Origin of the sequence: Streptomyces sp. NPDC059534 (genome assembly GCF_042743475.1) — a bacterium.
Taxonomy (GTDB): domain Bacteria; phylum Actinomycetota; class Actinomycetes; order Streptomycetales; family Streptomycetaceae; genus Streptomyces.
Window position 1 is genome coordinate 90,481 of the sequence record NZ_JBHWAQ010000025.1, and the last position, 20,288, is coordinate 110,768.

A 20,288-nucleotide genomic window follows, 5' to 3' on the forward strand; every position below is an offset into this window, starting at 1 on the left:
CGATCCGCCCCCGGGTTCGCAACCGGGGCCCCGGACAGGAAGAATCAGGGCCACGGGGCCGTACCCTCATGGCCCGTACGGGGAGGTGGCAGGCAAGTGGAACAGCTGACGCAGCACGACCCGAGACGTATCGGGCCCTTCGAGGTGCTGGGCCGGCTCGGCGCGGGTGGCATGGGCCTGGTCTATCTGGCGCGGTCGGCCTCGGGTCGGCGCGTGGCGATCAAGACCGTGCGCACGGAGCTCGCGGAGGACCAGCTGTTCCGGGTCCGCTTCACCCGGGAGGTGGAGGCCGCCCGGGCGGTCTCCGGCTTCTATACGGCGGCGGTCGTCGACGCCGACCCGCGTGCGGCGGTGCCCTGGCTGGCGACGGCGTACGTGCCGGCGCCCTCCCTCGAAGAGATAGTGAACGAGTGCGGGCCGCTGCCGGCCCAGGCCGTCCGCTGGCTGGCCGCCGGTGTGGCCGAGGCCCTGCAGTCCATCCACGGCGCGGGTCTGGTCCACCGCGACCTGAAGCCCTCCAACGTCCTCGTCGTCGAGGACGGCCCCCGGGTGATCGACTTCGGCATCGCGTCGGGCGTCTCCAACACGCGCCTGACCATGACCAATGTCGCCGTCGGCACCCCGGCCTACATGTCGCCCGAGCAGGCCAGGGACTCGCGCAGCGTCACCGGCGCCAGCGACGTCTTCTCGCTGGGCTCGATGCTGGTGTTCGCCGCCACCGGCCACGCGCCGTTCCACGGCGCCAACCCGGTCGAGACGGTGTTCATGCTGCTCCGCGAGGGCCCCGACCTGGAGGGCCTGCCCGACGAGCTGCGGCCGCTCATCGACTCCTGCATGCAGACGGACGTCACCCGCCGGCCCACCCCGGCGGACCTCCAGGCGCAGCTGGCCCCGCACCTCTTCGGCCCCGGCAGCGACGACAGCGGTACGGCCTCGGCGTGGCTGCCGCACAGCGCCACCGCCATGATCGAGCGGCGCCGGGGCGGCGGCCGTACGCCGCTGCCGCCGGTTCCCGCGGACCCGCCGGACGGGTTCGCCGACCCGCGCTTCCCGGACCGGTCGCCGGGCGGCGCCCGTCCGCCGGCTCCCGTCGGCGGCGGCCGTCACCCCGAGCCGGTCGGCGGCCCGGGCGGCCGGCACGCGGGTCCCGCCGAGAGCGCGGGCGGTCCCGTGCGGCTCGGCGGCGCGACGGTGCCCATCGGCCCCGGCCCCCGGGTCGCCGACACCCGTGCCGCGCTCGCCCTCGGCCGGGGTGCCGACGCGGGCCCGGCGACCGGCTGGATCCGTCCGCCCGGCGGCGGCCCGCACGGCGCCGAGCCCGGCCCGGCGCCCGGCTCCCGTCCGCTGAACGTCCCCGCGCAGGGCACCGACCAGGCCGCCGCCCCGCAGCCGCCGCCGGAGCCGGGCCACTGGCGGCCGTGGCGCTTCCGCATGTCGAACGACGTGTGGGGCACGCCGGTCGTCGACGGCGACCTGCTGTACGTGACCTCCTTCGAGGTGCACGCCCTGGACACGGGCAGCGGCCGGCGTCAGTTCAAGACGCGGGACGTGGCCTGGTCGATGGCGGTGTCCTCGGGCCGTATCCACGCCTCCGACGGCCCCACGCTGTACGCGCTGGACGCCACCGACGGCGGCGAGCGGTGGCGGCTGCACACGGACGCCTGGGTGTACTCGCTCCAGGTCGACCGGGGCACGGTCGTCACCGGTACCCGCGGCGGCGGCGTGCAGGGCTGGGAGGCGTCCAACGGCGCCAAGCTGTGGGAGATCACCGGCGCGCAGACCGACTTCGAGACCCCGGAGGCGGGGCCCGCCGTGCACGGCGACACCGTGTACGTGTGGCGGGAGGCCCGGCTCCAGGCGCTCGACGCCCGGACGGGCGTGGAGCGCTGGTCGTACCCGATCGGCGACGCGGCCTCCTGCGCCAACGTGCCGGTCCGGGTGGCTCCGGCCGAGGACGGCTGCGTGTACGTCTCCGCGGGCACCCGGGTGCTGTCGATCGACATCGCCGCCGGGCACGTCCGCTGGCACTTCGAGGCGCCCGCCGTCTTCCTCTCGCCGCCGGCGTTCGCGCCGGGACCCGCGGTCACGGGCGGCGGGGTGTACCTCTCGGACCACCTCGGCACGGTGTACGCGCTCGACGCGACCACCGGGCAGGACCGCTGGCGGATCGCGACCGAGCCGCGCCAGTCGGCGGAGCCGGTGCTGGTCGCCGACGGCAACGTCCACGTCGGCAGCGGCAGCGCGCTGTACACGCTCGACGCGGTCACCGGCACCCCCCGGTGGCGGTTCGCGGCGGGCGGGGAGCTCGTGGGCTCGCCGGTCGTCGCCGACGGCCGGATCCACTTCGGATCGGCCGACCACGTCCTCTACACGCTGGACGCGAACGGCGGACAGCTCCGCTGGAAGCTCGCCACCGGCGGCGAGATCACCGGCTCGCCGGTGGCGAAGGGCGGGGTCGTGTACGCGTGCAGCAAGGACCGCTGTGTGTACGCGCTCGACGCGGTGAAGGGCACGGCCACGGGCCGGGGATCCGCCGGGCGCTAGGGCGGGAGGAACGGACCGGGGGAACCCGTCGCCCGTGGGGTCTAGCCCCGCGGCGGCGGGTTCTCGCGTTCGGGGTCCGGCGTCGGCACGTCGAAGGTGCGGGTCTCCGCGTAGGGGGTCGACGCCTGCGGAGGGCGGCTCGGCGCGTCCGGGTCGCCGCCGGCCACGGGCGGCGGGCCGTCGAGCGTGGGGTGGGTGGGCCGGTACTCCTGGTCCACCCGGTGCGGAGGGGCCCGGCGGCCCGACATGACGAGCGCGCCGAGGAGCAGCAGGATCCCGCCGCCGAAGGCGTTCGCGACGCCGTCGCCGAGTCCCCTGCCGTCACCGGCGATCACGAGGCTGCCCTCGGCCTGCCCGACCCGCACCATCCAGAAGACCGTGAAGCCGAGGACGACGAGTCCGGCGAGGGCGACCAGGAGCCGGGAGCGGAACACCACGCCGACGAGCGTGAGGAGGGCGGCGAAGGCGAACGGCAGCAGGATCGAACCGAGCACGTCGGACTTCGTGCCGGTGATGCCGGTGAAGAGCTCGTCGATGGCGTAGTCGCGTCCGTGACGGCCGTCGTACCAGGCACGGAAGGGGCTCCAGACGGCGGCCGTCGCTCCGGCGAGAGCCAGGACCGAGCCGATGACGTTGCGGATCATCGATGCGGCCTCCCGTCCGTTCGGCTCTCGTTCCCGACGCTACGCCCGGTGCGGGGGGCCCGCCACGCGGCACCGGGGCATCCCCTAGGGTGGCGCGGACACGACAGAAAGACGGGGCGGCGATGGTACGGACACGCCTGAAGCTCGCGGCGACACTGACGGTGGTGGTGCTCGCGCTGACCGGCTTCCACACCGGGAAGGGCGGCCACGGCAGCGGCGGTGGCAGCGGGAAGAGCAAGAGCGGCAAGAGCCGGAGCCACTCGGGCTCCGACGACGACTCGGGCGGCGGCTGCTCCAGCGACGAGAAGAGCAACGACGACTACGACGGCTCGGGCGGCTCCACGGCCACGGCGAGTCCGTCGCCGTCGCGAGCCGGGGCGGAGGTCGTGGTCGTCGACTGCGTGAAGCCGGGCCGGCGGAAGGGCAAGGGCAAGCCGGCCCGTGCCGCCGACACCACGGCGACCCTGCGCATCACCTCGAAGGGCGCGTACACGGGGACGTACCGGGTCACCCTGGAGTTCAAGGGCGCCACGGGTTCGGCGGTGGACTCGGCCGAGACCGTCGTCACCGTCGGCGGCGGGGAGACGAAGACCTTCGAGATCGCGATGAAGACCCCGAAGGCCGTCGACAAGGTCCGGAACTGCTGGGTGTACGACGTCCGCGAGCAGGACGCCACCGCGACCCCTACCGCGTCCGGTGGCCCTTCGTCCGCGCCGTGAACAGGCCGGCCTGCCGGTCCGCCGGCAGGTTCCCGAGCGTCACCAGGTGCGGGGCGTGCGCGAGGGCCTGGGCGCGGGCCGCCTCCCTGGTGGACCACAGCGCCCGGACCGTCCCCTGTACGGCCTCCGTCGGATGGGAGGCGATGACGGCGGCCGCCCGGCGGGCCGCGGCCAGCGCCCCACCGGCCGCGGTGACCTCGCTGACCAGGCCCGTCTCGTACGCCCGCCGGGCCGAGATCCGTTCCGCGCTGCCCATCAGGGCCATCCGGGCGACCTCCCCGAACGGCATCCGCTGCGCCATGTGGACGGTCTCGAAGGCGCTGACCATCCCGTAGGTGGTGTGCGGGTCGAAGAACTCGGCCCCCTCGCCGGCGATCAGGAACTCGGCCTCGCCGAGGAGGTAGAAGGCCCCGCCGCAGGCCATGCCCTCGACGGCGGCGATCACCGGTTTCCAGAGGTCGTTCGCCTTGGGGCCGATCGTGAGGAGCGGGTCGTCGATCGTGTACGGCGACGAGGGCTGCGGCACGTTCCCGGCGTCCGCCCGGTCGATCCCGGTGCAGAAGGCCCGCCCGCCGGCGCCGGTGACGACGATCGCGCGGACGTCGTCCTCGTAGCGGAATCCGCGCCAGACGGAGCCGAGTCCGCGGGCCATGTCCAGCGTGAGGGCGTTGTGCTTCGCGGCCCGGTCGAGGGTGACGACCGCGACCCCGGACTCCTTGTCGTGCTCGACCCGGATGCTCACCCGCGCTCCAGGAGCCAGCGCGGGACGGTGACGCCGTCGATCTCGGTGAAGGCCACCCGTACCGGGGCGCCGATGCGCAGCCGGGCGGGGTCGACCGAGTTCAGGGGCGCGTCCGGGTCCGCCACGACGTTGCCGACGAGGCGGATGTGCGGGGCGTCGGCGAGTTCGACGAGCACCGCGTTGTACGGGGCCTGGGCGGCGTACTCGGGCAGCAGGGGCGGGTGGGGCAGCACGTACGACCAGATCCGGCCCCTGCCGGACATCAGCCGCCACTCGCTGTCGAAGGAGCGGCAGTGCGGGCAGCAGGGGCGGGGCGGGAAGCGCAGCGCGCCGCAGTCGGGGGCCGCGCAGCCCTGGACGCGGAGCTCGCCCCGGGCGGTGTACTCCCAGAAGGGAGCGCCGTCCTCGTCGGTGACCGGTGTCAGCATCTGGAGTCAGCTCCTCAGCAGGATGGCCGATGTGGGGACGCCCTCGCCCGCCGTGACCAGGCAGGTGGCGGCGTCGGGTACCTGGGCGGTGGAGGTGCCGCGGAGCTGCTTCACGCCCTCGGTGATGAGGTTGAAGCCGTGGACGTACGCCTCCGAGAGGCCGCCGCCGCCGGTGTTGAGGGGCAGCCGGCCGCCGATCTCCAGGGCCCCGCCCTCGGTGAAGGCGGCTCCCTCGCCGCGTCCGCAGAAGCCGTAGCCCTCCAGGGAGAGCGGTACGAGCGGGGTGAAGGCGTCGTAGATCTGGGCGACGTCGACGTCCTGGGGGCCGAAGTCGGCCTGCTTCCACAGGTGCCGGGCGGCGGTCCAGGCGGGTCCGGAGAGCGGGTCGTCGTTCCAGTAGTTGACCATGCCGTGGTGCTGGGCGGGCAGGCCCTGGGCGGCGGAGTGGACGTACACGGGCTTCTGCCGGCAGTCGCGGGCCCGCTCGGCGGAGACGACGACGCAGGCCAGTGCCCCGTCGGTCTCCAGGCAGTTGTCGAAGAGGCAGAGGGGTTCGCTGATCCAGCGGGCGGTCATGTACATCTCGCGGGTCAGCGGGCGGTCGTACATGATCGCCGCGGGGTTCTGGTTGGCGCGGTTGCGGCAGGCGAGGGCGACGTTGAAGAGGTGGTCGCGGGTGGCGCCGTACTCGTGCATGTAGCGGCGGGCGAGCATGCCGATCTCGTCGGCGGGGCGGAGCAGCCCGTAGGGGCGGGTCCACTGGCCGGGGGTGGGCAGCTGGACGGCGGTGTTCTTCCAGGGGCGGGGGCCCGAGCCCCGTTTCCTGGACCGCCAGGCGACGCCGACGCTCGCCTGTCCGGTGGCGACGGCCGCGGCGAGGTGGCCGACGGTGGCGCAGGAGCCGCCTCCGCCGTAGCCGATCTTGGAGAAGAAGGTGACGTCGCCGGCGCCGATGGACTTGGCGACCTCGACCTCGTCGGTCTCCTCCATCGTGTAGGAGGCGAAGGCGTCGACCTCGTCAGGGGCGATCCCGGCGTCGTCGAGGGCGGCGAGGATCGCCCGGCAGGCGAGGGTCTTCTCGGTCTCGGGCAGGTGTTTGGCGAAGGCGGTCTGTCCGATTCCGACGATCGCTGTGGCGTCCTTGAGCACGTCGACCTCCGCGTACGACAGCAACGACAGGCAGGGGCAGTACTACTGACAGCGCGTCAGGCTACCTCTAATCTGACGGATAGTCAGCTAAAGGGAGGGTGCTATGCGCGGCGACCTGGAGTGGGGCACGATCCCCGGTCTCGTACGGGCGGCGGCCGAGCGGTACGGAGCTCGGGAGGCCGTCGTCGACGGCCGTGTCCGCGTCGGATACGCCGAACTCGGCGAGCGCGTCGAACGCGCCGCCGCGGCCTGTCTCGCCACCGGCATCAGGGCCGGCGACCGGGTCGCGATCTGGGCCCCCAACACCCTCGACTGGATCGTCGCGGCCCTCGGCGCCGTCACCGCCGGCGCCGTCCTCGTCCCCCTGAACACCCGCTTCAAGGGCACCGAGGCGGCCTACGTCCTCCAGCGCTCCCGGGCCCGCCTGCTCTTCGTCACCGGCACCTTCCTCGGCACCTCCTACGTGGCCTCCCTGCGCCGCTCCGGCGTCGACCTCCCGCACCTGGAGAAGGCCGTCGTCCTCGGCGACACCGCGCCCGACGAGCCGGAGTGGACGACCTGGAAGGCGTTCCTCGCCGAGGGCGACCGGGTCCCGGCCGCCCGGGTCCGCGCCCGCGCCGACGCCGTCGACCCCGAGGCCCCCTCCGACATCATCTACACGTCGGGCACCACCGGCCGCCCCAAGGGCGCCGTCATCAGCCACGCCCAGAGCCTGCGCTGCTACGCGGTCTGGTCCGAGCTCGCCGGCCTCCGGGAGGGCGACCGCTATCTGGTGGTCAACCCCTTCTTCCACACCTTCGGCTACAAGGCGGGCATCCTCGCCTGCCTGATGCGCGGCGCGGTGATCGTCCCCCAGCCCGTCTTCACCGTCGACACCGTCCTCGCCAACATCGCCGCCGAGCGGATCACCGTCCTGCCCGGCCCGCCCACCCTGCACCAGTCCCTCCTCGACCACCCCGCCCGCCCGGCCCACGACCTCTCCTCGCTCCGGCTGGTCGTCACCGGCGCCGCCGTGGTCCCGCTCCGGCTCGTCGAACGCCTCCGCGCCGACCTCGGCGTCGGCACGGTCCTCACGGCGTACGGCCTCTCCGAGGCGAGCGGCATCGTCACCATGTGCCGCCGCGACGACCCGGACGGGACCGTCGCCACCACCTCCGGCCGCCCCATCCCCGACACCGAACTCCGGCTCTCCCCGGGCGGGGAGGTCCTCGTCCGCGGCCACCACGTGATGAGCGGCTACTTCGAGGACGACGAGGCGACGGCCGCCGCGATCGACGCGGACGGCTGGCTCCACACCGGCGACGTCGGCGTCCTCGACGAGGCCGGGAACCTGCGCATCACCGACCGGCTCAAGGACATGTTCATCGTCGGCGGCTTCAACGCCTACCCGGCCGAGATCGAGCAGCTCCTCGGCCTCCACCCCGACATCGCGGACGTCGCCGTCATAGGGATCCCCGATCCGCGGCTCGGCGAGGTCGGCAAGGCGTTCGCCGTCCGGCGGCCGGGGGCCCGGGTGACGGCGGACGACCTGATCGCCTGGTCGCGGCGCGAGATGGCGAACTACAAGGTCCCCAGGGAGGTCGAGTTCGTCGCGGAACTCCCGAGGAACGCCGGCGGGAAGGTGGTGAAGGGGGAGCTGCGGGCCCGGACGGCCCGCTGACGGGCGCCCGCCGGGCGAACGGGAGGAGGGGCCGGGCAGATGCCCGGCCCCTCCTCGTGCGGTGGTCCGACCGCGTCGCGCACGGGCCCTGCCCGGACGGATCCCCCCTGGTTCCGCCGGGCGTCCCCCGAGCCCGTGTGCTCCCCCGTCGGCCGGACCTCCCCGGTCGGCCCCGGCGGCTCCCCCGATGGCGCCGCCGCGACCTCTCCCCGTCGGGAATGGCTCAGTTGGCCGGCTCGGACGTGGCGTGCAGGTCGTCGGTCGTGGCGACCGGCGGCTTCTCCCGGGCGAGGACCTTGTCCGCGATCGCGTTCGCGGGCTCGGACGTGGCGTGCAGGTCCTTGCTGACGATCTGCTCGCTTCCGCTGCCCGTGGCGTGCAGGTCCTGCGGCGTGTTGATCGGGTCCGTGGCGTTGATGTCGCCCATGGCGATCCCCTCCTGATCGTGGTGTCGCGTGCTGGTGGGTGGAGCCCGCCCGGCTGTTCCCCCGTGGACGGTCGGGCGGGCTCCGCTGGGCCGCTCACCCTAATGCCCCTGGGTGTGGACCTCACCGGCGACCCGCCTGCCCCCCGACGCGACGGATCGATGAGGAGAAGTCTGCCGGGAGGCGATAAACGAATGATGAACGCCCTCCGGACGGGCCCGGGTTCAGGCCGCCGCCCGGGCGGCCAGCAGCGCCCTGACCTCGGACGCCTCCGGCACCGACAGCTCCTCGTAGATGTCCAGCGCCTCCTGCCAGCAGACCTGGGCGCGGCCCGACTGGCCGATTCCCGCGAGGGCCCGGCCGAGCACCGTGAGGACCTGGCCCCTGCGCCAGTCGCCGCCGATGCCCCGGAGCACGGTCAGCGCCTTCTCCGCGCACGCCGCCGCGGCCCCGTAGCGCCGGGCCGCGATGTCGACCTCGGCGATACGGAAGAGGCTCATGCCCTCCCACAGCCTCTGGCGGCAGTCCATGAAGACGGCGAGCGCCTCGCGCAGCCGCTCGCCCGCCGCCGCGAGCTGCCCGCTCTGGGTGAGCGCGAGGCCCAGCGCGTAGCGCCCGTTCGCGCCTCGCAGGGCGTGGCCCATCTCGTCGTACATGTCGACGCCCTGCTGGGCCATGCGGGCGGCGTCCTCCTGCCGGCCCGTCGCCAGCCGGATGCGGGACAGGTTGCAGAGGGCCGCGGCCTCGCCGGCGCGGTCCCCGGCCCTGCGGAACTCCGCTATGGCCAGGGTGAGATGCCGGTCGCCGTCCTCGTAGCGCGTCTGGTAGAGCGCGATGGCACCGCGGGCGTTCGAGGCCCAGCAGGTGGGCAGCGGGTCGTCGACGGACCGGGCCATGCGGACGACGTCCTCCGCCTCCCGCTCGGCCTGGTCGAAGCGGCCCTGGTGGTGGTGGACGTAGGCCAGGGTCAGCGCCGCGCGGCCCTCCGCGCGGACGTCCCCGGCGCCGGCCGCGGCCTCCCGCAGCGCCGTGGCCACCGCCTCGTACTCCCGTGAGTTGGCGCCCGACTCCGCCAGGTCGAGGGAGGCCCACAGCAGGTCGACCCCGCGGCGCAGGGTGGCCGGGGTGGACGCGGACTGGCGGACGGCGGCCAGGAGGCAGTTGGCCTCGGCATAGAGCCAGTCCTCGGCGGCGTGGCGGTCGGTGAGGGCGAGGCCCTGGTGCGCGGTGGGTTCGAGGTGGTCGACGAGCCGGTCGCCGGGGCGCTCGATGGCGTACACGCGGGCGGCCGTCGAGAGGTAGAAGTCGAGGAGGCGGGAGAGCGCGGCCTCCTTCTCCGAGGGGGGCTGTTCGTCGCGGTCGGCGCACGCACGCGCGTAGAGGCGGACCAGGTCGTGGTAGCGGTAGCGGCCCGGGGCGGCGGATTCGACGAGGGAGGTGTCGACGAGGGCCTCCAGGAGGTCCTCGGTGTCCCAGAGGGGGAGGTCGAGGACGGCGGCCGCGGCGGCGAGGGAGATGTCGGGCCCGTCGGCGAGGCCGAGGAGGCGGAAGGCGCGGGCCTGGGCCGGTTCGAGCTGGCCGTAGCCGAGCTCGAAGGTGGCCTTGACGGCGAGGTCGCCCGCCTGGAGTTCGTCCAGGCGGCGGCGCTCGTCGGCGAGCTTGGCGGCGAGGACGGATACCGTCCAGGTGCGGCGGGCCGCCAGTCGGGACGCGGCGATGCGGATCGCGAGGGGGAGGAAGCCGCAGGCGGCGACGACGTCGAGGGCGGCCTCCCGCTCGGAGTGGACCCGCTCCTCGCCGACGATCCTGGTGAAGAGCTGGAGTGCCTCCTCGGGGGACATCACGTCGAGGTCCACCAGGTGGGCGCCCGCCAGGTCGACCATCCGGATCCGGCTGGTGACCAGGGCGGCGCAGCCCGCCGTGCCGGGGAGCAGCGGGCGGATCTGGGCGGCGTCGCGGGCGTTGTCCAGGAGGACCAGGACGCGGCGCCCGTCGAGGGTGGAGCGGTAGAGCGCGGCCCGGTCGTCGAGGGAGTCGGGGATGGCCGAGTCCGGTGTGCCGAGGGCGCGGAGGAAGGAGCCGAGGACCGTCTCGGGGGCGGCGGCGCGGTTGCCGGCGCCCTGGAGGTCCACGTAGAGCTGGCCGTCCGGGAAGTGCGGCCGGGCCTCGTGGGCGACGTGCACGGCGAGCGTGGTCTTGCCGACGCCGCCGATGCCGGCGAGGGCCGAGACCGCCATGACGTGGCCCTCCGCCGTGGCGAGCCGGCCGCCGAGCTCTCGTACGAAGGCGGCGCGGCCGGTGAAGTCGGGCACGGTCGCGGGCAGTTGGGCGGGGCGGGCGACGGGTGCGGCGGCCGGGGCGGCCTCCTCGACGGGGCGGGCGAGTTCGGCGTCGGCCTGGAGGATGCGCTGCTGGAGCCGGGAGAGTTCGGGGGTGGGGTCGACGCCGAGTTCGTCGGCGAGGAGCCGGCGCGTGTCCGCGTACACGGCGAGCGCCTCGGCCTGCCGGCCGCTGCGGTAGAGGGCGAGCATGAGCAGCTCGCGGAGCCGTTCGCGCAGCGGGTGCGCGGCGGTGAGCGCGGTCAGTTCGGCGACGGCCTCGGCGTGGGCGCCGACCTCCAGGTCGATGTCGAGGCGGGTTTCGAGGAGGGTGAGCCGCCATTCCTCCAGGCGGGTGCGCTGCGTCTCGGCGTACGGGCCCGGCACGGAGGCCAGCACCTCGCCGTCCCACAGGTCCAGCGCCTCGGCCAGCCGGGCCCGGGCGCCGGTCCGGTCGCCGCCGGCCCGGAGCTTCTCGGCCTCGGCGGCGAGCTCCTGGGCGGTGGTGACGTCGAGCGCGCCGGCGGGGGTGCGCAGGGCGTATCCGCCGGACTCGCTGACCAGGACGTCGGGGTCCAGCGCCTTGCGGAGGCGCGAGGCGTAGGTGCGGACCGCCGCGAGCGCCTGCGAGGGGGGTTCCTCTCCCCAGAGCGCGTCGATGAGTTCGTGGGCGGTGGCGGTCCGGCCGCCGCGCAGGAGGAGGGCCGCGAGCAGGGCGCGCTGCTGGGGTGATCCGGTGGGTACGGGCTTGCCGTCCCGCCATGCCCGTACGGGCCCGAGCACGCCGAAGCGGAGTGGTCCGGGCGCGGCCGCGGGGGCCGCGTGCGGGGCTGTCGTGGTGGTGGCCGCCGTCGTCCCGGCGGCAGGTGTGGTCGTACCCGGGGACGCTTCCGCGTCCGCGGTGGCCGCGTCCGTGGCGTCCGGGCCCGTCTTCGGAGCCCGCTGCACCGGAACTCGCGGCCCGTTCTCACGGTCCATCGCTCCCCCTGCCCGTACCGCTGGTTTCGCCCAGGACAGTCTGCCTTGTCCGGAGGGAGTCCGTCAGCATCGGGTCGGCCGCAGTCCGGCCGCCGGGGAAGCCGAGGGCGCCCCGATAGCTGACGGGCCGTCAGATCAACGCTACCGTGAAGGCCATGGAGACCTTCCCGAAGATCATCTCGGTGGACGACCACACCGTGGAGCCCCCGCACGTCTGGCGGGACCGCCTCCCGTCCCGGTACCACGACACCGGCCCCCGGATCGTCCGCGCCCCGCTGAAGGAAATGACCTTCCTCGGCGGCAAGTTCGCCCCGGTCATGGGGGCCAAGGGCGACGACGGGCCCATCGGCGACTGGTGGGTGTACGAGAACCTGCACCGGCCCCTCACCCGGCTCGACACCGCCGTCGGCTACGACCGCGACGAGATACGGCTCGAAGTCATCACGTACGAGCAGATGCGGCCCGGCTCCCACTCCGTGCCCGACCGGCTCGCCGACATGGACGTCAACCACGTCCAGTCCGCGCTCTGCTTCCCCACCTTCCCCCGCTTCTGCGGGCAGACCTTCACCGAGGCGTCCGACCGGGAACTCGGGCTGCTCTGCGTCCGCGCCTACAACGACTGGATGGTCGAGGAGTGGTGCGGGCCCGAGGCGCACGGCCGGCTGATCCCGCTCACCCTCATCCCGCTTTGGGACCCCGAGCTGGCCGCCGCCGAGGTCCGCCGCAACGCCGCGCGCGGGGTCCGGGCCGTCGCCTTCTCGGAGATCCCGCCGCACCTCGGGCTTCCCTCGGTCCACACGGACCACTGGGACCCGTTCTTCCGTGCCTGCGACGAGACCGGCACGGTCATCGCCATGCACATCGGCTCCTCCAGCCGGATGCCGTCCACCTCCGCCGACGCCCCGCCCGCGGTCGGCTCCACCATCACCTTCGCCAACTGCTGCTTCTCGATGGTCGACTGGCTGATGAGCGGCAAGTTCGAGCGCTTCCCGAACCTCCGGATCATGTACGCGGAGGGCCAGATCGGCTGGATCCCGTACATCCTGGAGCGCGCCGACGTCGTCTGGGAGGAGAACCGCGGCTGGGGCGGCGTCGCCGACAAGGTGCTGCGCCCGCCGTCCGAGCTGTTCGCCGGCCACGTCTTCGGCTGCTTCTTCGACGACGCCTTCGGGCTGCGCAACCTCGACGCGATCGGGGCGGCGAACGTCCTGTACGAGACGGACTACCCGCACTCGGACTCGACCTGGCCGAAGTCCCGGGAGGTGGGCGAGGCGCAGATGGGCCATCTGCCGGCGGACGTCGTCGAGCGGATCGTGCGCGGCAACGCGATCGAACTGCTCGGTCTGACGGAGGACGGTCTCTGGCGGCCGTGACCGGTGGCACGGCCCGTGTCCCGTCCCGGCGGATCAGGTCCTCCGTTCCTGATCCGCCGGTCGCACGTCAGCCCCTGGCCCGGACCGTCCACATCTGGTTGGTGCCCCCGGTGCAGTCCCACTGCTGCGCCCGGGCGCCGTTGGCCGTGCTCCAGCCGCTGATCTCCAGGCACTTACCGCTGTGCTTGTTGATCAGGTAGAAGACATCGTCGTTGATGAAGTGCTCGTCCCACATCTGGTTGGCGCCTCCGTGGCAGTCCCACTGGCGGACGGTCGCGCCGTTGGCCGTGCTCCAGTCGGCGACCTCCAGGCACTTGCCGCTGTTGGCGTTCCTCTCGGTGCCCCACCAGCGGCCGTTCACCCAGCTGCCGGTGGAGGCCCAGCCCTGGTTCGAGCCGCCGTGGTAGTCCCACTGGTTCACGAGGGCGCCGTTGGCGGTGGACCAGCCGCCGACCTCCAGGTACCGCTGGCTGTTGAGGTTCTTGTAGGCGAGGCCGCCCAGGTCCTGTGCGCCGGCGGGCGACGCCTGGACGCCGGCCACCAGGCCGAGGGCCGCGACGACCGTCCCGAGTGCGCGCAGCGCGGTGATCTTCCTGCTCGTGTGCATGGGTTCCCCTGTGAGTGCTGTCCGATCGGCACCGCGGCCGGGTGCGGCGCCGGTGTCCGGCCGTGAGCGTAGAGCCGGGTCTCCGCCGCGCCGCGCGGAAAAGGGGGGATCCGCGTCCCGGGACGGCCGCGAGCCTGTCCCGGGACGGCCGGGACGGGCGGGGCATCCGGCAGCCCGCGACGCGCGAGCCTTGCCTGATGGACCGTCAGGTACGAGCATGGGCCCCGCTCACTCAAATGACGGATCGTCAAATCCGGGTCGCACGGGCCAGAACTCAAGGGGGTTCCTCATGGTGGTCTACGGGATGCAGCTGCCGATCCAGTCGCAGAGCGCGATCTACGCCGAGCCCTGGGAGGCCACCGCCGGGCCCGCCGATCTCCTCACGATCGCCCGCGCCGCCGAATCGCACGGCTTCGACTACCTCGCGAGCTGCGACCACGTCGCCATCCCCCGGCGCCTCGCCGGGGCGATGAGCACCGTCTGGTACGACCCGGTCGCCACGCTCTCCTTCCTGGCCGCCGCCACCGAGCGGATCCGGCTCCTCTCGCACGTCGCCGTCGTCGGGCTGCGCCATCCGCTCGTCACGGCCAAGGCGTACGCGACGCTCGACCACCTCTCGGGCGGGCGGCTGGTGCTCGGGGTCGGGGCGGGGCACGTCCAGGAGGAGTTCGAGGTGCTGGGGGTGGACTTCGCGCGCCGGGGCGCCGTGCTCGACGAGACCGTCGACGCGCTGCGGGCGGCGCTCGGGCCGGAGGAGTACCCCGAGCACCTGGGGGAGCGGTTCGCGTTCAAGGAGCTGGGCCAGCTGCCCCGGCCCGCGCAGGAGCGCGTCCCGCTCTGGGTCGGCGGCTCCTCCCCGGCCGCCGTGCGCCGCGCCGCGCTCAAGGGCGACGGCTGGCTCCCGCAGGGCGACCCGCGCGCGCAGCTCGCCGTACAGATCCAGAAGCTGCTGCGGCTGCGCGCCGAGGCCGGGATCGGCGCGCCGATCACCGTCGGCGCGATCGCCGAGCCGCTGTACGTCGGCACGCCCGGCTGGTCCGTCGGCCGCCGCACCCTGAGCGGCCCGGCGGAGGAGATCGCGGCCTCCCTGCGGGCGTACGGGGAGATGGGCGTGCACCAGATCCAGGTGCGGTTCCGGTCCCGGAGCCGCACCGAACTCATCGACCAGATGGCGGCCTTCGGCACGGAGGTCGCACCCCACCTGAACTGAGGAGCGTGGCAGGCATGGGCAAGCTGGACGGGCGGGTCGTCCTCGTCACCGGCGCGGCGCGCGGGCAGGGCGAGCAGGAGGCGCGGCTCTTCGCCGCCGAGGGGGCGAAGGTGGTCCTCGGGGACGTCCTCGACGACGCCGGCGAGGCGCTGGCCAAGGAGCTGGGGGAGGAGCGGGCGGCCTTCGTCCACCTGGACGTGACCCGCCAGGAGGAGTGGGAGGCGGCGGTGGCCGTCGCCACGGAGCGGTTCGGGAAGATCGACGGGCTGGTGAACAACGCCGGCATCCTCCGCTTCAACGAGCTGCTCTCCACCCCGCTGGAGGAGTTCCAGGCGATCGTGTCGGTGAACCAGACCGGCTGCTTCCTCGGCATCCGCACGGTCGCCCCGGAGATCGCGGCGGCCGGGGGCGGGACCATCGTCAACACCGCCTCGTACACGGGGCTCACCGGCATGGCCGGGGTCGGCGCGTACGCGGCCTCCAAGCACGCCGTCCTCGGGCTCACCCGGGTCGCGGCGCTGGAGCTGGCGGCGCGGAACATCCGGGTGAACGCGGTCTGCCCGGGGGCGATCGACACGGCGATGAGCAATCCGGAGGGCGTGGACCCGGCGGCCACGGCGGAGCTGTACCGCAAACTCGTGCCGCTCGGGCGGATCGGGCGCCCGGAGGAGGTGGCGGCCCTGGCGCTCTTCCTGACCGGGGAGGAGTCGGCGTACATCACCGGGCAGCCGTTCGTGATCGACGGCGGCTGGCTCGCCGGCGTGAGTCTGTTCTGAGAAGCGAACCTGACGAGTCGTCAGGTATTGACGCACCCACCCCGTGGTGCGACAGTCGGGCACATCAAAGATCTGACGGATCGTCAGAAACGATGAGGACGGTGAACCCCCTTGGAATTCGGGATCTTCGTGCAGGGATACGTCGGCAAGCGCGCCGAGACCGATCCCGAAGCCGAGCACAAGGCACTCATGGAGGAGACCGAGTACGTCATCCAGTCGGACAAGTCCGGGTTCAAGTACGCCTGGGCCTCCGAGCACCACTTCCTGGAGGAGTACTCGCACCTCTCGGCCAACGACGTCTACCTCGGCTACCTCGCCCACGCCACCGAGCGCATCCACCTCGGCTCCGGCATCTTCAACCCGCTCGCCCCGGTCAACCACCCGGTGAAGGTCGCCGAGAAGGTCGCCATGCTCGACCACCTCTCCGCCGGACGCTTCGAGTTCGGCTCCGGACGCGGCGCGGGCTCCCACGAGATCCTCGGGTTCATGCCGGGCATCACCGACATGAACCACACCAAGGAGCTGTGGGAGGAGACGATCGCCGAGTTCCCCAAGATGTGGCTCCAGGACGAGTACGTCGGCTTCCAGGGCAAGCACTGGTCGCTGCCGCCCCGCAAGGTGCTCCCCAAGCCGTACGGGAAGTCCCACCCCGCCATGTGGTACGCGGCCGGGTCCCCCTCCTCGTACGCCATGGCCGGGAAGAAGGGCCTCGGCGTCCTCGGCTTCAGCGTGCAGAAGGTCTCCGACATGGAGTGGGTCGTCGAGTCGTACAAGACGGCCATCAAGGAGGCGAAGGCCATCGGCGACTTCGTCAACGACAACGTCATGGTCACCTCCACGGCGATCTGCGCCGAGACCCACGACAAGGCCGTCGAGATCGCCGTCGGCGGCGGCCTCAACTACCTCCAGTCGCTGCTCTTCCGCTACCACGACACCTTCCCCCGGCCGGAGGGCGTCCCCGAGTGGCCCGAGCTCCTCCCCGAGTACTCGGCCGAGATCATCGAACTCCTCATCCAGGAGGAGCTGATGATCTGCGGCGACCCCTCGGAGGTCCTCGCCCAGTGCAAGCGCTGGGAGCAGGCCGGAGCCGACCAGCTCTCCTTCGGACTCCCGATCGGGATCTCGTACGAGGACACGATGAACTCGATCAGGCTGATCGGCGAGCACGTCATCCCCAAGATCGACACGGACCCCGTCCACCGCACGACCCGCTTCCGCCAGGCCGCGGGCCAGTAGCCGACGGAGCCGGCCCACACGTGGGCGGCGTCTTCCCGGACCGCCGCCCGCAACGCCCCGACCGCGGCGGCCCGCGGCCGGGGCAGGGCCACGTCCAGGAGCAGAAGCAGAGAGGGACCGTCATGCTCGACCACCTGATCACGGGCGCCACCGTCGTGGACGGCACCGGCGCCCCCGCCTTCACCGCCGACGTCGGGATACGCGACGGACGCATCGCCGTCGTCGCCGAGCCCGGCACCGTCCGCGAGGAGGCCCGCACCCGCGAGGACGCCACCGGCCTCGTCCTCGCCCCCGGCTTCGTCGACCCCCACACCCACTACGACGCCCAGCTCTTCTGGGACCCCTACGCCACCCCCTCCATGAACCACGGCGTCACCACCGTCGCCGGCGGCAACTGCGGCTTCACCCTCGCCCCGCTCCACCCGGACCGGCCCGAGGACGCCGACTACACCCGCCGCATGATGTCGAAGGTCGAGGGCATGGCCCTGGCCGCCCTGGAGGACGGCGTCGACTGGAGCTGGTCGTCCTTCGCCGAGTACCTCGACGCCCTCGACGGACGGATCGCCGTCAACGCCGGCTTCATGGTCGGCCACTGCGCCCTGCGCCGGTACGTGATGGGCGCCGACGCCGTCGGCGGCCGGCCCACCCCCGAGCAGCTCGACCGGATGGTCGCCCTCCTCAAGGAGGCCATGGAGGCCGGGGCCTGGGGGCTGTCCACCACCCAGTCGTCCACCCACTCCGACGGCGACGGCGCCCCCGTCCCCTCACGGCACGCCACACCCGCCGAGCTCGTCGCCCTCGCCACGGCCGTCGGCGAACACGAGGGCACCCAGCTGGAGGCCATCCTCGCGGGCTGCCTCGACCAGTTCTCCGACGCCGAGATCGACCTCTTCGTCGAGATGACCGCCGCCGCCGGCCGGCCCCTCAACTGGAACGTCCTCACCATCGACGCCGCCGTCCCCGAACGCGTCCCGCGCCAGCTCACCGCCTCCGAACGGGCCCGCAAGTCCGGCGGCCGGATCGTCGCCCTCACCATGCCGATCCTCACCCCCATGAACATGTCCCTCGGCACCTTCTGCGCGCTCAACCTCATCCCCGGCTGGGGCGAGGTCCTCGCCCTCCCCGTCCCCGAGCGGATCGCGAAGCTCCGCGACCCCGAGGTACGGGCCGCGATGCTGCTGCGCGCCGACTCCAGGGAGGCCGGGGTCTTCCGGCGGCTCGCCCACTTCGGCCGGTACGTCATCGGCGACACCTACAGTCGCGAGAACCAGGGCCTCACCGGCCGGGTCGTGAAGGACATCGCCGCCGAACGCGGCCAGGACCCCTTCCAGTGCCTCGTCGAGATCTGCGCCAACGACGACCTCAGGACCGTCCTGTGGCCGATGCCCAGCGACAACGACCCGGACTCCTGGGCGCTGCGCCGGGAGACCTGGGACCACGAGGACGTCCTGCTCGGCGGCTCGGACGCCGGCGCGCACCTGGACCGGATGTGCGGCGCCCCCTACACCACCCGCTTCCTCGGCGACTGCCTGCGCGGCCGGAAGCTGGTGCCGCTGGAGCGCGCCGTGAAGATGCTCAGCGACGACCCGGCCCGCCTCTTCGGCCTGCGCGAGCGCGGCCGGGTGGAGGAGGGCTTCCACGCCGACCTCGTCCTCTTCGACCCGGAGCGGATCGACGCGGGCCCGGCGACCCTCGTGCACGACCTGCCGGGGGACAGCCCGCGGCTCGACTCGCGCGCGATCGGGATCGTGTCGGTCCGGGTCAACGGCGTGGAGACGGTACGGGACGACGAGGTGACCGGCGCGATCCCCGGGAAGGTGCTGCGCTCCGGCCGTGACACGAGGACGGTGGCCACACGATGACACGCACGGAGAAGCTCTTCATCGGCGGCGAGTGGGTCGAGCCCGACGGCGGCCACTACGAGGTGATCGACCCGGCCACCGAGGAGGTCGTCGGCCTCGCCCCCGAGGCGTCCCGCGCCCAGGTGCACGAGGCCGCCGCCGCGGCCCGCGACGCCTTCGCCGGCTGGTCGCGCACCAGGCCCGAGGAGCGGGCCGCGATCCTCGACCGGGCCGCGGACCTCATGGCCCGCGACGCCGAGGCGAACACGCTCCTCGCCCGCGCCGAGACCGGCGCCACCACCGGCACCGCCCGCGGCATGCAGGTCGCGGTCGGCGCCTCCCGCTTCCGGCGGTACGCGCGGGGCGCGCTCGAACCGGTCGAGCAGGCACTGCCCCCGCAGATCAACGAGGCCGGGCCGATGGGGAAGGCCGGGGTGTTCGGCGCGGTGGCGGTCCGCCGCCCGGTCGGCGTGGTCACCTGCATCACCTCGTACAACAACCCCTGGGCCAACCCGGCCGGCAAGATCGCCCCGGCGCTCGCCATGGGCAACACGGTCCTGGTGAAGCCGGCCCCGCAGGACCCGCTCTCCGTGTACGCGATGACCCGGGCGCTGGCGGAGGCCGGGGTCCCGGCGGGCGTGGTGAACGTCGTCACGGGCTCCGCGCAGGCGGTCGGCGAGGCGGCCGTGGACTCCCCGGACGTCGACATGGTCTCGTTCACCGGCTCCACGGCCGTCGGGCAGGCGATCGGCGAGGTCTGCGGCCGCTCGCTCAAGCGGCAGCTGATGGAGTTGGGCGGGAAGGGGGCCGCGCTCGTCTTCGACGACGCGGACCTGGACTCGGCGGTGACGGGCATCGGGACGACGTTCGCCTTCTACAGCGGACAGATCTGCACGGCCCCCACCCGGGTGCTCGTGCAGCGCGGGGTCCACGACCTGCTGATCGAGAAGCTGACCGGCTACCTGGCCTTCATGAAGGTGGGGGACCCGGCGGAGCGGGGCACGGTCGTCGGCCCGGTGATCTCGGCGGCCCACCGCGACCGGGTGGAGTCGTACGTCGAGCTGGGGCGGAAGGAAGGGGCCCGGGTCGTCGTGGGTGGCGAGCGTCCGGACTTCGCCCGGGGCTTCTACGTGGCCCCGACGCTCCTCGCGGACTGCACCAACGAGATGCGGGTGGTGCGGGAGGAGATCTTCGGCCCCGTCGTGGTGGTCGTCCCCTTCGACGACGAGGAGGAGGGCATCGCGCTGGCCAACGACAGCGACTACGGACTGATCGACTACGTGTGGTCGGGGGACGTCGCCCGCGCCTTCCGCGTCGCGGCCCGGCTGCGGGCCGGCGGAGTGGGCGTGAACACCATCGGGCGGAACATGGAGGCGCCGTTCGGCGGCTTCAAGAAGAGCGGTGTGGGGCGGGACGTGGGCTCGTACGCGCTGCACGCGTACAGCGAGCTCCAGGCGGTCGTCTGGCCGGGGTGAGACCCCTCCCGAAAAATCCTCGGGAAAATTTGGAATCGGACATTCAGGACAGTGCTGCGGTTCCCGCATATCGGACACCCGGCGGCGGACCTACCGGTTGGTCGGTCCGTCCCGGTCGTCGATCTTTCAATCATTGGCTTTCATCCGGTTCGGCCTCGCAATG

General features: G+C 73.2%; 16 protein-coding genes. 9 read left to right on the forward strand and 7 right to left on the reverse strand.

The features are described from left to right. Window positions 1-96 precede the first annotated feature (96 nt). Window positions 97-2,544 carry a PQQ-binding-like beta-propeller repeat protein gene (locus ACFVZH_RS27315; RefSeq protein WP_384901209.1) on the forward strand — a complete coding sequence of 816 codons (2,448 nt, stop codon included), beginning with the start codon at window positions 97-99 and terminating at the stop codon, window positions 2,542-2,544. Window positions 2,545-2,585: 41 nt separating this feature from the next. Here the strand turns inward: ACFVZH_RS27315 and ACFVZH_RS27320 are convergent, their stop codons facing one another. Further along, window positions 2,586-3,188: a hypothetical protein gene (locus ACFVZH_RS27320; protein ID WP_384901210.1), complete on the reverse strand. Its 603-nt coding sequence runs from the start codon at window positions 3,186-3,188 to the stop codon at window positions 2,586-2,588. A gap of 122 nt (window positions 3,189-3,310) precedes the next feature. On the opposite strand from ACFVZH_RS27320, the gene ACFVZH_RS27325 reads away from it, so the two are divergent. Further along, complete coding sequence (locus ACFVZH_RS27325; RefSeq protein WP_384901213.1) at window positions 3,311-3,907, forward strand: hypothetical protein; 597 nt, start codon at window positions 3,311-3,313, stop codon at window positions 3,905-3,907. Here ACFVZH_RS27325 and ACFVZH_RS27330 read toward each other — a convergent pair. Genes ACFVZH_RS27330 through ACFVZH_RS27340 form a run of 3 tightly spaced genes read right to left on the reverse strand, consistent with a single transcriptional unit; the run spans window position 3,873 to window position 6,226 of the window. Next, window positions 3,873-4,649: an enoyl-CoA hydratase/isomerase family protein gene (locus ACFVZH_RS27330; protein ID WP_384901215.1), complete on the reverse strand. Its 777-nt coding sequence runs from the start codon at window positions 4,647-4,649 to the stop codon at window positions 3,873-3,875. The genes ACFVZH_RS27325 and ACFVZH_RS27330 overlap by 35 nt on opposite strands. Further along, window positions 4,646-5,077: a Zn-ribbon domain-containing OB-fold protein gene (locus tag ACFVZH_RS27335; protein WP_384901217.1), complete on the reverse strand. Its 432-nt coding sequence runs from the start codon at window positions 5,075-5,077 to the stop codon at window positions 4,646-4,648. The genes ACFVZH_RS27330 and ACFVZH_RS27335 overlap by 4 nt, the downstream gene beginning before the upstream one ends. Window positions 5,078-5,083: 6 nt before the next feature. After that, entirely contained in the window at window positions 5,084-6,226 is a 1,143-nt protein-coding gene (locus tag ACFVZH_RS27340) for a lipid-transfer protein (protein ID WP_384901309.1), read from the reverse strand. A 103-nt stretch (window positions 6,227-6,329) separates the two neighbouring features. Between ACFVZH_RS27340 and ACFVZH_RS27345 the strand changes: the two genes are divergently transcribed. Next, window positions 6,330-7,886: a FadD3 family acyl-CoA ligase gene (locus ACFVZH_RS27345; RefSeq protein ID WP_384901218.1), complete on the forward strand. Its 1,557-nt coding sequence runs from the start codon at window positions 6,330-6,332 to the stop codon at window positions 7,884-7,886. 223 nt (window positions 7,887-8,109) lie between these two features. Here the strand turns inward: ACFVZH_RS27345 and ACFVZH_RS27350 are convergent, their stop codons facing one another. Both ACFVZH_RS27350 and ACFVZH_RS27355 read right to left on the reverse strand, forming a co-directional pair. Continuing rightward, window positions 8,110-8,313, reverse strand: coding sequence for a hypothetical protein (locus ACFVZH_RS27350; protein ID WP_384901220.1), 204 nt, complete (start codon window positions 8,311-8,313; stop codon window positions 8,110-8,112). Window positions 8,314-8,535: 222 nt separating this feature from the next. Next, complete coding sequence (locus ACFVZH_RS27355; RefSeq protein WP_384901222.1) at window positions 8,536-11,607, reverse strand: BTAD domain-containing putative transcriptional regulator; 3,072 nt, start codon at window positions 11,605-11,607, stop codon at window positions 8,536-8,538. A 155-nt stretch (window positions 11,608-11,762) separates the two neighbouring features. On the opposite strand from ACFVZH_RS27355, the gene ACFVZH_RS27360 reads away from it, so the two are divergent. Next, the gene (locus tag ACFVZH_RS27360; RefSeq protein ID WP_384901224.1) at window positions 11,763-12,980 is read left to right on the forward strand and encodes an amidohydrolase family protein; all 1,218 of its coding nucleotides are present in this window, start codon (window positions 11,763-11,765) and stop codon (window positions 12,978-12,980) included. Window positions 12,981-13,047: 67 nt separating this feature from the next. On the opposite strand, the gene ACFVZH_RS27365 is transcribed toward ACFVZH_RS27360, so the two are convergent. Then, a complete protein-coding gene (locus tag ACFVZH_RS27365; RefSeq protein WP_384901226.1) occupies window positions 13,048-13,587 on the reverse strand; it encodes an RICIN domain-containing protein in 540 nt (179 codons plus the stop codon). 289 nt (window positions 13,588-13,876) lie between these two features. Between ACFVZH_RS27365 and ACFVZH_RS27370 the strand changes: the two genes are divergently transcribed. From ACFVZH_RS27370 to ACFVZH_RS27390, 5 genes are all read left to right on the forward strand, one after another. Then, complete coding sequence (locus ACFVZH_RS27370; RefSeq protein ID WP_384901228.1) at window positions 13,877-14,797, forward strand: LLM class F420-dependent oxidoreductase; 921 nt, start codon at window positions 13,877-13,879, stop codon at window positions 14,795-14,797. 14 nt (window positions 14,798-14,811) lie between these two features. Then, window positions 14,812-15,573 (forward strand): SDR family NAD(P)-dependent oxidoreductase, encoded by a 762-nt coding sequence (locus ACFVZH_RS27375; RefSeq protein ID WP_384901230.1) that lies wholly within the window; start codon window positions 14,812-14,814, stop codon window positions 15,571-15,573. Window positions 15,574-15,684: 111 nt separating this feature from the next. Beyond that, entirely contained in the window at window positions 15,685-16,809 is a 1,125-nt protein-coding gene (locus ACFVZH_RS27380; RefSeq protein ID WP_384901232.1) for an LLM class flavin-dependent oxidoreductase, read from the forward strand. 20 nt (window positions 16,810-16,829) lie between these two features. Beyond that, on the forward strand, window positions 16,830-18,671 hold the full coding sequence (locus ACFVZH_RS27385; protein ID WP_384901233.1) for an amidohydrolase family protein: 1,842 nt from the start codon (window positions 16,830-16,832) through the stop codon (window positions 18,669-18,671). Beyond that, window positions 18,668-20,125, forward strand: a complete 1,458-nt coding sequence (locus ACFVZH_RS27390) for an aldehyde dehydrogenase family protein (RefSeq protein WP_384901235.1) — start codon at window positions 18,668-18,670, stop codon at window positions 20,123-20,125. The genes ACFVZH_RS27385 and ACFVZH_RS27390 overlap by 4 nt, the downstream gene beginning before the upstream one ends. Window positions 20,126-20,288 lie beyond the last annotated feature (163 nt).

Excerpts from the sequence above, each read along its gene's own strand:
- ACFVZH_RS27375 (WP_384901230.1), top strand. The coding sequence starts at position 14,812 with ATGGGCAAGCTGGACGGGCGGGTCGTCCTCGTCACCGGCGCGGCGCGC.
- ACFVZH_RS27350 (WP_384901220.1), bottom strand. The coding sequence starts at position 8,313 with ATGGGCGACATCAACGCCACGGACCCGATCAACACGCCGCAGGACCTG.
- ACFVZH_RS27370 (WP_384901228.1), top strand. The coding sequence starts at position 13,877 with ATGGTGGTCTACGGGATGCAGCTGCCGATCCAGTCGCAGAGCGCGATC.
- ACFVZH_RS27335 (WP_384901217.1), bottom strand. The coding sequence starts at position 5,077 with ATGCTGACACCGGTCACCGACGAGGACGGCGCTCCCTTCTGGGAGTAC.
- ACFVZH_RS27355 (WP_384901222.1), bottom strand. The coding sequence starts at position 11,607 with ATGGACCGTGAGAACGGGCCGCGAGTTCCGGTGCAGCGGGCTCCGAAG.
- ACFVZH_RS27390 (WP_384901235.1), top strand. The coding sequence starts at position 18,668 with ATGACACGCACGGAGAAGCTCTTCATCGGCGGCGAGTGGGTCGAGCCC.
- ACFVZH_RS27325 (WP_384901213.1), top strand. The coding sequence starts at position 3,311 with ATGGTACGGACACGCCTGAAGCTCGCGGCGACACTGACGGTGGTGGTG.
- ACFVZH_RS27365 (WP_384901226.1), bottom strand. The coding sequence starts at position 13,587 with ATGCACACGAGCAGGAAGATCACCGCGCTGCGCGCACTCGGGACGGTC.
- ACFVZH_RS27345 (WP_384901218.1), top strand. The coding sequence starts at position 6,330 with ATGCGCGGCGACCTGGAGTGGGGCACGATCCCCGGTCTCGTACGGGCG.
- ACFVZH_RS27320 (WP_384901210.1), bottom strand. The coding sequence starts at position 3,188 with ATGATCCGCAACGTCATCGGCTCGGTCCTGGCTCTCGCCGGAGCGACG.
- ACFVZH_RS27360 (WP_384901224.1), top strand. The coding sequence starts at position 11,763 with ATGGAGACCTTCCCGAAGATCATCTCGGTGGACGACCACACCGTGGAG.